This is a genomic window from Nocardia violaceofusca NBRC 14427 (assembly GCF_963869435.1).
Classification (GTDB): Bacteria; Actinomycetota; Actinomycetes; order Mycobacteriales; family Mycobacteriaceae; genus Nocardia; species Nocardia aobensis.
Genome location: NZ_CAWMPM010000055.1, coordinates 20,178 through 33,485 on the forward strand (window position 1 = coordinate 20,178; position 13,308 = coordinate 33,485).

At 67.3% G+C, this 13,308-nt stretch carries 13 protein-coding genes; 11 read left to right on the forward strand and 2 right to left on the reverse strand.

Features of this window, described 5'->3' with window-relative positions:
• Position 1: 1 nt before the first annotated feature.
• Positions 2-3,253, reverse strand: a complete 3,252-nt coding sequence (gene fdh / locus AC5592_RS33545) for a formate dehydrogenase (protein ID WP_063066509.1) — start codon at positions 3,251-3,253, stop codon at positions 2-4.
• A gap of 364 nt (positions 3,254-3,617) precedes the next feature.
• On the opposite strand from fdh, the gene AC5592_RS33550 reads away from it, so the two are divergent.
• The 7 genes from AC5592_RS33550 to AC5592_RS33580 all read left to right on the forward strand — a co-directional run bounded on the left by AC5592_RS33550 (position 3,618) and on the right by AC5592_RS33580 (position 9,837).
• A complete protein-coding gene (locus AC5592_RS33550; protein WP_084507609.1) occupies positions 3,618-4,943 on the forward strand; it encodes a glycosyltransferase in 1,326 nt (441 codons plus the stop codon).
• On the forward strand, positions 4,940-5,932 hold the full coding sequence (locus AC5592_RS33555) for a phytoene/squalene synthase family protein (RefSeq protein ID WP_084507612.1): 993 nt from the start codon (positions 4,940-4,942) through the stop codon (positions 5,930-5,932). The genes AC5592_RS33550 and AC5592_RS33555 overlap by 4 nt, the downstream gene beginning before the upstream one ends.
• Positions 5,933-5,941: 9 nt before the next feature.
• Positions 5,942-6,283 carry a lycopene cyclase domain-containing protein gene (locus AC5592_RS33560; protein ID WP_036509725.1) on the forward strand — a complete coding sequence of 114 codons (342 nt, stop codon included), beginning with the start codon at positions 5,942-5,944 and terminating at the stop codon, positions 6,281-6,283.
• 2 nt (positions 6,284-6,285) lie between these two features.
• A complete protein-coding gene (locus AC5592_RS33565; RefSeq protein ID WP_036509776.1) occupies positions 6,286-6,606 on the forward strand; it encodes a lycopene cyclase domain-containing protein in 321 nt (106 codons plus the stop codon).
• On the forward strand, positions 6,603-8,180 hold the full coding sequence (locus AC5592_RS33570; protein ID WP_063066510.1) for an FAD-dependent oxidoreductase: 1,578 nt from the start codon (positions 6,603-6,605) through the stop codon (positions 8,178-8,180). The genes AC5592_RS33565 and AC5592_RS33570 overlap by 4 nt, the downstream gene beginning before the upstream one ends.
• Positions 8,180-9,217 (forward strand): Rieske (2Fe-2S) protein, encoded by a 1,038-nt coding sequence (locus AC5592_RS33575; RefSeq protein ID WP_051025523.1) that lies wholly within the window; start codon positions 8,180-8,182, stop codon positions 9,215-9,217. Before AC5592_RS33570 ends, AC5592_RS33575 begins: the two co-directional genes overlap by 1 nt.
• A gap of 122 nt (positions 9,218-9,339) precedes the next feature.
• The gene (locus AC5592_RS33580) at positions 9,340-9,837 is read left to right on the forward strand and encodes a cupin domain-containing protein (RefSeq protein ID WP_036509727.1); all 498 of its coding nucleotides are present in this window, start codon (positions 9,340-9,342) and stop codon (positions 9,835-9,837) included.
• Positions 9,838-10,003: 166 nt separating this feature from the next.
• Here AC5592_RS33580 and AC5592_RS33585 read toward each other — a convergent pair whose 3' ends face one another.
• Complete coding sequence (locus AC5592_RS33585) at positions 10,004-10,981, reverse strand: alpha/beta fold hydrolase (RefSeq protein ID WP_218001045.1); 978 nt, start codon at positions 10,979-10,981, stop codon at positions 10,004-10,006.
• 167 nt (positions 10,982-11,148) lie between these two features.
• Here AC5592_RS33585 and AC5592_RS33590 point away from each other — a divergent pair, with 167 nt between their 5' ends.
• From AC5592_RS33590 to AC5592_RS33605, 4 genes are all read left to right on the forward strand, one after another.
• Positions 11,149-11,382, forward strand: coding sequence for a hypothetical protein (locus AC5592_RS33590; RefSeq protein ID WP_036509731.1), 234 nt, complete (start codon positions 11,149-11,151; stop codon positions 11,380-11,382).
• The gene (locus AC5592_RS33595; RefSeq protein ID WP_083871477.1) at positions 11,379-11,822 is read left to right on the forward strand and encodes a GNAT family N-acetyltransferase; all 444 of its coding nucleotides are present in this window, start codon (positions 11,379-11,381) and stop codon (positions 11,820-11,822) included. Before AC5592_RS33590 ends, AC5592_RS33595 begins: the two co-directional genes overlap by 4 nt.
• A 276-nt stretch (positions 11,823-12,098) precedes the next feature.
• Positions 12,099-12,533, forward strand: coding sequence for a hypothetical protein (locus AC5592_RS33600; protein WP_157122412.1), 435 nt, complete (start codon positions 12,099-12,101; stop codon positions 12,531-12,533).
• A 297-nt stretch (positions 12,534-12,830) separates the two neighbouring features.
• Positions 12,831-13,308: SDR family NAD(P)-dependent oxidoreductase (locus AC5592_RS33605; protein ID WP_157122414.1), on the forward strand; the 478-nt coding region annotated here is incomplete at its 3' end.

The following is a 13,308-nucleotide window of genomic DNA, read 5'->3' on the forward strand; positions in this document are numbered from 1 at the left end:
CTCACACTCCCGTGCCGGTCTTGTCGGTGACTCCTGCTCGCCGCTGGTAGTCGGCGACCATCGCGGTGGCGTCGGCGCCGCGCGGGCGACGTCCGGGGCGGATGTCGACGGTGAACGCCTTGACCTCCTGGATATGCGAATTCGGGTCCAGCACAACCGAAGACAACTCGTTGGCGGCGTCTCCCGTACTGAGTCCGTTGGGTCCCCAGTGGTACGGAAGGCCGACGTGGTGCACCGTGCGGTCGGCCACGATCAGCGGCGTCATCCGATCGGTGACCAGTACCCGGGCCTCGATCACCGCGCGCGGGCTGACGATCGTCGCCCACTCGCCGTTGATCAGGCCGCGTTCGCCGGCGAGTTCGGGTGAGACCTCGCAGAACATCTCCGGCTGCAGCTCCGACAGATACGGCGTCCAGCGCGACATTCCACCCGCGGTGAACTGCTCGGTGAGCCGGTAGGTGGTCGCCACATAGGGGTAGACCCGAGCACCGGCATCGCCGGCGTCGGGTGCGTAGCGATTGTGCCGGTTGGAGAACACCATTCGTGACGGACTCCGCTGCTGACCGTAGAGCGCGTTGCGCACCGGTGAGTCCTGCGGCTCGTAGTGGGTCGGCAGCGGGCCGTCGGCGAGGCCGGCCGGGACGTACAGCCATCCCTTGCCGTCGGCCTGCATGATGAACGGGTCGATGCCCGACAACGCGTCCAGACCTGCGGCATCGTCGCCGGGCCGGTAGTCCGGCGGCTTGGTCGCCTGGAAATCCGGCACGTCCAGGCCCGTCCACTTCTGCTGGTCGGCGTCCCACCACACGAGCTTCTTGCGTTCGCTCCACGGGGATCCGTCGGGTGCGGCCGAACACCGGTTGTACATGATCCGCCGGTTGTCGGGCCAGGCCCAGGCCCATTCGAGCGCGACCCAGTCCTGCTCGGTCTGCGGTTTGCGGCGCGCTGCCTGGTTCACGCCGTCCTTGCGAACTCCGCAGTAGATCCAGCATCCGCACGTGGTCGAGCCGTCGTTGCGCAACTGCGTGTAGCTGTCCAGCGGCTTGCCCTGTCCGTCGAAGCCGTTGATCTCGGCCAGCACGGCGTCGGCGTCGGGTTCGGCGGTATCGCCCGATGTCGGGTAGTCCCAGGTGAGATCGAGGATCGGACGGTCTCTCGGGTCGGTGGAACCGGCCATCTTCTCGCGGATGATGCGCCCGAGGTGATAGGTGAACCACAGGTCGCTGCGGGCGTCACCGCCGGGTTCGACGGCTTGGTCGTGCCACTGCAGCAGGCGGTTGGTGTTGGTGAAACTGCCCGACTTCTCGGTGTGCGCGGCGGCGGGAAAGAAGAACACCTCGGTGGCATTGTCCTCCGGACGGATCTCACCGGTCTCGACTTCGGGGCCGTCCTTCCACCAGGTCGCGCTCTCGATCAACGAAAAGTCGCGCACCACAAGCCAATCCAGATTCGACATGCCCAGCCGCTGCAGTTTGGCGTTCGCCGAGCCGACGGCCGGGTTCTCGCCCAACAGGAAATAACCCTTGCACCGGCCTTCCAATTGTTCGAAGACCGTGTCGTAGGTGCTGTGCGATCCGGTGAGCCGGGGCAGATAGTCGAAGCAGAATTCGTTGTCCGCGGTCGCCGCATCACCCCACCACGCCTTGAGCAAGCTGACGAGATAGTCGTCCATATTCGCCCAGAAGCCGATACGGGCGGCGTGGGAGTCGACGAAATCGGCGCGGCTCTGCCGCGGCATCGCGTAGGGCATCGGAATGTAGCCGGGCAGCAGGTTGAACAGCGTCGGGATATCGCTGGAGCCTTGGATGCTGGCGTGCCCGCGCAAGGCCTGGATACCGCCGCCGGGCCGGCCCATATTGCCGAGCAGCATCTGCAGCACGCAGGCGGCGCGGATGAACTGGCTGCCCGTGCTGTGCTGAGTCCAGCCGACCGCGTAGACGAATTCGCTGGTGCGTTCGGGGCCCGAATTCTCCGTCAGGTGCCGGCAGACCTCGGCAAAGGTCTCCGGCGGGATGCCGCAGACGCGGTGCACCATGTCGGGCGTGTAACGGGCGTAGTGACGCTTGAGGATCTGGAAGACGCAGCGCGGATGCCGCAACGTCTCGTCGCGGACGAACTCGCCCTCCAGAGCCGCGCCGCCCATACCGTGCTGCTCCGGGCGGCCGGCGGAACGCACGTCGTCTTCCTTGTGCGGCTCACCCGATCCACGGCCACGCTGCCCCGACGCCGAGGCCACGTCGACGCCTTCGTATTGCCATTCGGCGCTCTTGTAGTGCCGGGCCTCGGGTTCGAAACCGGAGAACAGGCCGTCGAGGTCTTCGGTGTCCTCGAACTCCTCATCGACGATCGTCGCCGCGTTGGTGTAGTTGACGACGAATTCCCGGAAGTACTTGTCCTGGGAGAGAACATGATTGATGATCCCGCCCAGAAACGCGACATCGGTGCCCGCGCGGATCGGGACGTGCAGATCCGCCAGCGCGCTGGTGCGCGTGAACCGAGGATCGACGTGAATGACCACCGCGCCGCGCGCCTTGCCCTCCATCACCCACTGGAAGCCGACCGGATGACACTCGGCGAAATTGGATCCCTCGATGATGATGCAGTCGGCGTGCTGCAGGTCCTGCAGAAAGGTCGTTGCCCCACCGCGACCGAAGGAGGTGCCCAGGCCGACGACGGTCGAGCTGTGGCAGACCCGGGCCTGATTCTCGATCTGCACGACGCCCAGCGCGGTGAACAGCTTCTTGATCAGATAGTTCTCTTCGTTGTCGAGCGTGGCGCCGCCCAGACTCGCGATACCCATGGTGCGGGCGGTGCGATTGCCGTCGACCTCGTCCTGCCAATATTCGCGCCGAGTGGCGATCACTCGATCCGCCACCATATCCATGGCCCGCTCGAGGCTGATCGGTTGCCAGTCGGTGGCATGCGGCGGCCGATAGAGGACCTGATGCCGCCGCGCCTCCCCGGTCGTCAACTGCAGGCTGGCAGCACCTTTCGGGCACAGTCGCCCGCGGCTGACCGGTGAGTCCGGATTGCCTTCGATCTGAACGACCTTCTCGTCTTTCACGTAGACCTTCTGCGAACACCCCACCCCGCAGTACGGGCACACCGACGTGACGACACGGTCTGCCTCGGTCGTTCTGGCCCGCAACGATCGACTGTGCCCGGACTGCGCGGCGGCCGCTTTGCCGAGGGGATCTTCGCCGGTCAATTGCCGGTAGACCGGCCACTCCGTGATCCACTGACGTACACCCACCGCGCCTCCTCGGCTCGGACGTCGAAGTCCTCGCCGGGCTACCCGCGATCTCGGGACTCAAACGTGGCGCACCGACAGTTCCGGCGTCGACGCGGTGTGGCGGGGCAGTGATCCGGTGGTGCCGATCCCGGCGGATGTTGCATCGAGTTTGCATCGTTCGACGTATGATCGGGTCGAGTCGGGCCGGAAAGCCCGATTCGGATGTCTCGGTCTCGGAAGTCCCTGGCCGATGTGATCGACGCGGCGCTCATCGCGTGATCCGCGCGTTGCCACGCTGGTTTCGTGGCGGTCGGTGAATGCCGTTCAGCACTTCCGGACATGTTCGAACCGATGGCGGCGGCAGATCGTGGAAGGGAAATCCCGCGTGGCCCGGTACCTTGTTGCGGCCACCCCGATTCCGGGGCATGTGGCGCCGATGCTGGCCGTCGCCGCCGATCTGCGGCGCCGCGGCCATCAGGTGCGCGTGCTCAGCGGTGCGGCCTTCGCCACCGCGGCACAGTCATCGGATGTGCCCTTCGCGCCGTTACCCGCAGATGCCCAGGTCGTGCGCGTCCCGGAGCCGTCCGCTGGAATGCCGGGGCTGGCGCGGCGCTGGCGAACCGGACGGGCCGAGATGCGTTCCGGGTTTCTGGCGCCGCTCGCGGGTCAATATCGCGCACTCACCGCTGAACTGGCGCGCTCGCGCGCCGACGTGGTGCTGGCCGACGTCATGTTCACCGGCGCCATCCCACTGCTGCTCGCCGCGCGGCAGCGGCCACCGGTTGTGGTGTGCGGAGTGGTCCCGCTGATGCTGAGCAGCGCCGACAGCGCACCGTTCGGTATCGGCTGGCAGCCGGCGGCCGGCCGCGACTACACGATGATGAACCGGGTCGTCCACAAAGTCCTGTTTCGTCGCGATCAGTCGGCATTCACCGCCATCCTGCGGGAGCTGGGCGTGGCACCATCCCCGATATATCCGCTGGACTGGCCGATCCTGGCCGAGCGAATGCTCCAATTCACCGTGCCGGAGTTCGAATATCCCCGCCGCGACCTGCCACCCTCGGTGGTCTTCACCGGCCCCGTTCCGGGGTCACCTTCGGAGGTGGCGTTGCCCGGCTGGTGGGACGAAGCATTGTCCGGCGGGCGCAAGGTCGTGCTCGTAACCCAGGGGACGTGGAACAACAGCGATCTCGGGCAGCTGATCCGGCCGGCCTTGTCCGCCCTGGCGGGGCGCACCGACGTGGCGGTTGTCGCCTGCACGGGAGGCGCGCCGACGCAGATTCGGCCCGTCGCGGCGAATACGTACGTGGCCGGCTTGCTGCCGTACGCGCGGCTGCTGCCGCATGTCGCGGTCATGATCACCAACGGCGGGTACGGCGGCGTGCAGCAGGCGCTGAGCCACGGCGTGCCGCTGATCGTCGCGGGCGACGCGGCCGACAAACCGGAGGTCGCGGCGCGGGTGGCATACACCGGTGCGGGCATCGACCTCGGCACCGGACATCCGAGCCCCGCTGCTCTGGCCGAGGCCGTGAACGGGGTCCTGTCCACGCCCCGATTTCGTAGTGCGGCAAGCCGATTGGCGCACGCGATGGCGCGCACGACTCCCTTCGAGACGATCGATGAGCAGCTCGCCGCCGTAGCCGGCAACCGACCTCCCTCGGGGCCGCCCCTTCCGTCGATGGATGTCTCGGCCGATCGGCGCACGTCATGACACGCGCGGAGCTCGACGCGGCCGGCATCTTCGACCCCGCGCTACGGCAATCGTATCGACTGTGCCGGAAAATCAACGCGCGCCACGGGAAGACGTTCTTCCTCGCCACCCGGCTGCTGGCCCCCGATCAACGACCTGCCGTCCATGCGCTCTACGGGTTCGCCCGCCGCGCCGACGACATCGTCGACGAGATCGACCCACAGCGCACCGCCGACCGGTGTAGAAGCGAATTGGACACGCTGGCAACGCGATTCGCCGACGTCGCGATGCCCGGCGACCCGGTGCTCGCGGCGGTGCGGCACACCGCCGAAAGCTACCGGATACCCACCGACCTGTTTCAGTCCTTTCTGGCTTCCATGCGTATGGATCTGTTCGTCACCGACTACCCGGACCGGGCCGCTCTCGACCGCTACGTGTACGGGTCGGCCGAGGTCATCGGCTTACAGCTACTGCCGGTCCTGGGCACTGTCGAATCGGAAACGGCCGCAGCCCCGTACGCCGCCGCACTCGGAAAAGCCTTCCAGCTCACCAATTTCCTGCGCGATATCGACGAAGATCTCGCACGTAACCGCGTCTATCTACCGGCCGACGAATTGGCCGCTCACGGCGTCGACCGGGAGTTGCTGGCATGGTGCCGCCGTCGAGGCCGCATCGAGCCGCGAGTACGACAGGCCCTGATCGCCCAGCACGAGATCACCCGTGAGATATACGAATTCGCGCGCGGCGGGATCGAGCTCCTGGCCCCGCGATCGCGCCCGTGTGTTGCCGCGGCGTCGACGCTGTATTCGGAAATTCTCGATCGGATCGCCGCGGCGGAATTCGAGGTTTTCGGTCGCCGGGCCACCGTCACGACCGCCCGGAAGGCGCGCGTCGGCGCTGCCGGCATGGTGCGGGCTTGGCTGGCACGCCGATCGTCGCCTCCCACACCGCGGTGGGCGGAAACCGTGCGTCGGGCGTCCACCACCACCGAATCACCCGGCCGGGAGTGAGGAACCGGCATGGATCGATGGCAGTATTTTCTGGTGCTGGCCGCCTGCCTGATCACCACGGCGCCACTGGAATTCCTCGGCTCCGGTGTATACCGCAGGCCCCGCCGGCTTGCCGCGGCTCTGACACCGGCTTTGGTGTTCGTCGTCTGGGATCTCATTGCGATCGCCGCCGGAGTCTGGGATTTCTCCGCCCGCTACCTCGTCGGGGTCCGGCTGCCCGGCGCGATCCCGCTCGAGGAACTGCTGTTTTTCATCGTCATCCCCCTGTGCGGCCTGCTGACCTTCTCCGCGGTCGAAAGGCTGCTGGCCATTCGACCGCGCGGCCGTGCCGGAAAGGAAGTGCAGAAATGACCTTGCACGGAATCGGATACACCGTGCCTGCCGTGTGCGCACTGGTGGTGGTCTGCGCGGCGGAATATGTGTGGCTGCGAACCGGACTGTTCCGCCGGCCGGCGTATTGGTTGACGATGATCATCGTGCTCGTCGTCCAGATCCCGGTGGACGGCTGGCTGACCAAGCTGAACGCGCCGATCGTACGGTACGACACCGACCAGATTCTCGGTCTGCGATTCCCCTGGGATATCCCGGTCGAGGATTTCCTGTTCGGTTTCGCGTTGGTGACATCGGTTCTGCTGGCCTGGGAACGGGCTCGGCGACGGGAACCCGCGCGATGACACGCCACGCGACGCCTCCAATCGACCAAGCCCGCGACCATCGGCGAGCGCACTACCCGGCCGCTGCGGGCCGACGGGATCTCGGGCAGGAAGGGAGAGCGCCCCACGCGGTGGTCGTGGGCGCCGGCATCGCGGGTTTGGCGGCCGCCACCGGGTTGGCCGAGCGTGGCTTCCGAGTCGAGGTGGTCGAACGCGAGCGATACCTCGGCGGTCGGGTGGGCGGCTGGACCCAGCAGCTCGACGACGGCACACCGGTCGGCATGAACCGCGGGTTCCACGCCTTCTTCGCCCAGTACTACAATCTGCGTAAACTGTTGGCGCGCAGTAATACTCGCCTGCTTCGCCTCGACGACTACCCGCTCGTCGACGACCGGGGCCGCCGCGACACCTTCCGCGGGCTCCCCCGGACACCACCGTGGAACGCGCTCGCCTTCGCCCTGCGCAGTCCGACATTTCGCCTGCGTGACCTCCTGCGCATGGACCCTCGCGCCGCCGCCCCGTTGGCCACGGTCTCGGTGCCGGAAATCTTCGACCGACTCGACCACCTGGATGCGGAAACCTTTCTGCGCGCGATCAACTTTCCCGCCGCCGCCCGCCATCTCGCCTTCGAAGTATTTTCCCGCAGCTTCTTCATCGAGCCCGGCCGGATGTCGGCGGCGGAGCTGGCCATGATGTTTCATATCTACTTCCTCGGCTCCAGCGAGGGCCTGTTCTTCGATGTCGCGCGGGACAATTTCGATGTCGGCCTGTGGACCCCCCTGGCGGAATATCTCCGCGCGACAGGCGTTCCCGGCAGGCCCGGCCGCACGGAGTTCCATACCGGCGTGACGATCGAGCGGATAGAACCCCGCGGCGCGGGTTTCCGGGTGATCGACGACAACGACGCCACAGTGGACACCGACGCCGTGGTACTGGCGACCGATGTGGGCGGGCTGAAACGGCTCGTTTCCGCGTCACCGGAACTGGGCAATACCGAATGGCGTTCACGCGTAACCGAATTGGCTACCGCACCGTCGTTCGCAGTGCAGCGACTGTGGCTCGATCGCCCGGTGCGTGCGGATCGACCGAGTTTCCTCGGCACCGGCAATCTCGATCCGCTCGACAACATCAGCGTCGTGCACCGCTACGAGAAGCAGGCCGCGGCGTGGGCGGCGAAGACCGGCGGTAGCGTCGTCGAATTGCACGCCTATGCGGTGCACGACGGCACAGCCGTTCGCGCCGTCACCGAAAAGCGCCTGCTGGAGCGGTTGCACGAGATCTACCCCGAAACAGCCCCCGCTCGGATCGTGGGACGAACCACGCTGTGGCGGCAGGACTGCCCTCGCTTCGCCCCCGGAGACTTCGCGCGCAGACCCGGGGTGACGACACCGCATCCGCAGCTCGTACTCGCGGGAGACGGTATCCGGGTCGATCTTCCGGTGGCCTTGATGGAACGCGCCGCGACGACCGGATGGATCGCCGCCAACACCCTGCTGGCGCGGTGGGGTGCGGCCGGGCACGATCTGCATACGGTGCCCTCCCGAGGACGGTCATGGGCGTTGCGCACACTCGCTACGCGCGGGAGGACATCCTGATGAGCACCGGTCCCGAGCCGTCCCGGCGATCCGGACGCTCTCCCCTGCAACGGTTCTCCGCCGAACAATGGGGACAACAGAAGCCCACCTACCGCGACGCGAACCCCGCGTTGATCGGTGCCGTGCTGCGGTGGTCGCAGCAGCGGCCTTCGGGGAATTGGTACGCCTTCGCCGCCAGCCGCAGCATTCGCCGCGACCGGCCCTACGGCACCACCGTCGGCGGGGTCGAGATCGTGGCGTGGCGCGACGGGGACAACACACTGCACGTGGGCCCCGGAGCATGCCCTCATCTGGGCGCCGACCTGGCGACCGCGCGAGTCGACGATGCCACGCTGATCTGCCGGTGGCACGGTATGCGGGTCGGCGACAACGGATCCGCGCGCTGGTGTCCGTTCCCCAGTCACGACGACGGTGTGCTGGCCTGGGTGCGGTTGGACGCGCTCGGTGAGGAAACCCCGACCGACGCACCGATACTCGGCGCCCGACCCGCCGACTGCACCGTGCACGCGGTCACCCGCCTGATCGGGGTATGCGAACCGGCCGACATCATCGCCAACCGGCTCGACCCCTGGCACGGCGCCTGGTTCCATCCCTATTCGTTCGCCCGCCTGCACGTGACCCGGACACCGCCGCGCACCGGAATCACCGCGGACAACCACCGGTTCGTTCTGGCGGTCACCTTCCGAGTAGCCCGCGGCATCGGCGTACCCGTCGAGGCCGAGTTCACCAGCCCGGATCCACGCACGATCGTGATGCGGATCGTGTCCGGCGAAGGGGTGGGCAGCGTCGTCGAAACCCACGCCACGCCACTGAGTCCCGGCTCCGACGGCCTGCCCCGCACCGCCGTCGTCGAAGCCGTCGTGGCCGACTCCGAACGTCCGGGTTTCCGGTATGCGCGCCGGGCGACGCCATTGCTGCGACCGTTCATGAACTACGCGATGCGGCGCCTGTGGCGCGATGACCTCGCCTACGCCGAGCGCCGCTACCATCTGCGCCGATCGAAGTCATCGACCCGGCCGCCGCAACCACATGCGTGACGATCACGGCCTGCGGCAGCTTCACCCCGACTCACCGCGATGTCACAGTCCGCGGGTCTGCTCCGTCGACTCTGTAGCAGGCACCACCGGGTGCCGCACCCGCCGAAACCTACGGAGCTCCGATGACCGCTTCCGCGCAGACCGCCCCCGTCCTCGTACGTGCCGATGAGGCCGAGAACCTCCAGGACGGCGCGCTGAGCCTGATCACCCTGCTCGCCGACGCCGGACAGACCGGCGGCGCGCTGACCGCCAACAAGGCGACCCTGCGCAAGGGCTCCCCCGGCGCGCCGGCCCATTTCCACACCGCCGCGACCGAAATGTTCCTGGTGCTGAACGGATCCGTGCGGATCCTTCTGGGCGAGAACATCGTTCGTCTCGAACAAGGTGACTTCCTGACGGTGCCGCCCACAGTCCCCCACGCATTCGCCCCGGCCGCGGGGACCGATGCCGAACTGCTCGTGGTCTTCACTCCGGGATTGCACCGGTTCGACTACTACCGGCTGCTCGAACGGGTTCATCGCGGCGAGGCGAGCGTCGAAGAAATCCAGGCGAGCTCGCAACGCTATGACAACCACTACGTCGACAGCCCGGTCTGGCGAAATGAGCTCGCCGACGCCTGAGCATCCGCGAAGCCGCCGCGTTTCGGCAAAAGAGGGGCCCGGCGGCACGGATCCGCCGGGTCCCTCACTGTGGTGGAGCGCCACGATATCGCACGCATGTTGGGCCGGCCAGACCTCCGCCGCCCAGGGCGATGCCTCTATCGGTTACCGGTGACAGCTGCGCGGTCTACACGACCGCGGGGCGGCGGGCGGCGTTCGCGTCGATGGCTGTCACGATCTCGTCGAGCAGCGGGGCGGGCAGGTCGTGGCCCATCGCCGCCAACGGCAGATAGGTCGATCCGGGGACCGCCGCGTGGGTCGCTTCGCCGCCGGCGATCGTGATGAGCGAATCCTCGGCGCCGTGGATGACCAGGGTCGGCACCTGCAGCGCGCGCAGGCGCTCGGTGCGGTCCGGGGCCATCAGGGCCGCCGACATCTGGCGGAACGGTCCGTCGGGGTGGCGACCGCGTGCACGGTCGTATGCCAGGGTCGCGACGGCGTAGCGACGCTCGCGTTCGCTGGCGGCGTAGGTCTTCGAGCCGATGAGGGCGTACAGGGCAACGATCTGCTCGATCGCTTCCTCGCGATCGGGGGGCAGAGGCTCGAGCATCTCCTCGCGTACGTCGTCGCTGGGAGCACCGATGCTGGAGTGTGGCGTACTCATGATCGAGCACAGCGACCATACCCGCTCGGGATGCTGGATCGCGAGGAGCTGGGCAACCATTCCGCCCAGTGAAGCGCCCACCACGTGAGCCTTCTCGATCCCGAGGTGATCGAGCAGTTCGACGGTGTCGCTCGCGATCGCTTGCAAGAAGTACGGGCCCGGCGTGGCCGTCCACTCGGTGAGACCGCTGTCGCGGTTGTCGGGGCGGATCACGCGGTAGCCGCGGACGCCGAGGTTTTCGACGATTTCCTGGGGCCAATGAATCAACTGCGAGTTCAGACCCATGATCAGCAACAGCGGTTCCCCTGCCGGGTCACCCTCGTCGCGGTAACACATGGTGACCTTGGACAGGCCGGCGAATCTGTCGATCGCATCGCTCATGACAAACCTCCCGAAGTTGTGGACGACCATGGCAAACGCGGAGCTTGCAGGACGAGCTGCACTCGGGTGTTCGTGAATCGGAGAATCGCGATGGTCCACTTCGACGATCGGAACCGCCACCGCCTCTCCATGATTACCCACGGCAGCGTTGCGGCGCAACGATTCCGCAAGCGTCCACGAAATCGGCTCCGCGGGCGAGCCCCCTTCACGGTGCAGCGCCGACTCGGACCGTGCGTCGTCGCAGGCGAGAATGAACAGGAAACGACCGAACGACCGTGGAGGGCCCTATGACCAGCGATCAGCCTCCTGAGTTCGACGGGAAGTGCGCCTTCGCCGTCAGTGTCGCCGGTGTCGAACGAGCGCCGACCGGCAAGTCGAAGTACACCGTGGTCGAGGACGGCAAGACCTATGTCTTCAGCGGCGCGGTACCCAAACTGCTGTTCCGGCTTCTACCGGGCAGTGTCCGGCGGGCGCAGGCACGCTGGGCGGCCGGACCGACCGGCGAGACCGGTTCGGTGTGAGGATCGCTGCGGCACGCGCCGAAGATTTCGACGGATTGTTCGCGCTCGTCGTGGCCTTCTACGCCGAGGGCGGGTTCACTACGCCCGACAGCGTGTTACGCCGAAACCTTTTGTCGCTGACCGAATCCGACACGGCCAGGGTCTGCGTCGCCGACAACGACGATCGTCTGCTCGGCTTCGCGGTCACCACGACCAGCTTCGGCTTGGAACACGGGCTCATCGCCGAGCTGGAGGACCTCTATGTGATTCCGGCGGCACGGCGCCACGGTGTCGCCACGGCCCTGATCGACGACGGTGCCACGTGGGCGCGAACCCGCGGGTGCCACCACCTCGAACTCGTCATCGCACCCACCGGCCGCGACGACGCCCACCTGGACGGTTTCTACCGATCACGAGGCTTCCACGACGACGGACGCCGGCTCCTGACCCGGGAACTCTGACCACCTCACCTGCACGGCAGCGGCCCGTTCGCCCGCTCTCGGCTACCTCGCAGTCCGGCGCGGCGTCGAACCGGGCTTCCGGCCGGGGCGCCGACAGCGAAGGTGCCGATGCCGGCGAATCACCGCGCCGTTGCGATTCCCACCGGCCGCCAGGGGCGGTTCAGCGGCGGCAGGTGAACCGTTGCGGCACAACAACATACGAGGTGCTCGGTCGAACCGGAGCAGCGACGCTGATGCCTGGTTGCACCGTCGCGTCCGAAAGGCGATTCTGGAGGAGTGCGAGCCCGTGACGTGGAGATCGGGCACACCTACGTGGTCCTGGTCCCCCACCGACTACCGATCGCCCGCTACCCCGAACGCGAGCTACCGGGCACACCGATATGGGTCGCCGGGCTTCTGGCCGGCGCCCGCTTCCGACTCACCGTGACCAGCGTCGACCGCGACACCGACCCAGCGACCGCCGAAGGGCTTCGGCTCATCGAACGCGCCCACACCGACATCGCGCTCACCTCCGGCCAGGCGGCCGACCTCGGCCTGCCCGCCGACCAGGGCTACCGAGTGGTGGGAATGCTGGTCGACCGCACCGGCCGCCCGGCCCGCGTGCCGTCCCTCGAGACCATCCGGGTGCCGGTCCGGTGGCTGTACCCGGCCGAAGATCCACGCCTGCTGGCCAAACCCCACCGCGACGCCGACCTATGGCCCTTCATCTGAACCACACCGCGCCTGGACCTCATCGAGCAGGTCGGTGTCGGTACACGACTGAGCGAGAAGGGCTTTCGTACCGCGCGTCCGCAAACGGGCGATAGAAGCTGCCTTCGACCATCGCCGCCGCAACCACATCGTTGGCCGACAGCCCGGCAGTCCCGCCCTACGCCACGGGTCTTCTCGACGGCCCGACACCGGTCGTCGTCTCGAGATATGGCCGGAACGGACACCGATGATTTTCGGGGTGCGCTCGCCTCTGCATAGGTAGGACGTGATCGACATGAACAACGGAAAGAGGAAGTTATGTTGCTGCAAGGCAAGAACGTCGTTGTCTACGGCGCGGGTGGCGCGGTCGGCAGCGCGGTGGCCCGCGCATTCGCCGACGAGGGCGCCAGGGTGTTTCTGACCGCGCGCACTCTCGACGTCGTCGATACCGTCGCGAAGGAGATCACAGTGGCGGGCGGCGCGGCCGAGACCGACGTGGTGGACGCGGGAGACGAGAAGGCGGTCACCGACCACCTGGCTGCCGTCGTCGCCGCGGGCAGCGTCGACGTGTCGTTCAACGCGATCGGAATCTCACCGCGCGACCTGCAGGGAATCCCGCTCACCGAATTGCCGGTCGAGAATTTCCTGCGCCCGATCACGACGTACACCCGGGCTCATTTCGTGACCGCGAAATCCGCCGCGCGGCACATGATCGCCCAGCGGTCGGGAGTGATCATGATGAACACACCCGAACCGGCCCGCCTGCCGCTGCCTCTCGTCGGGGGCATGAGCGTCT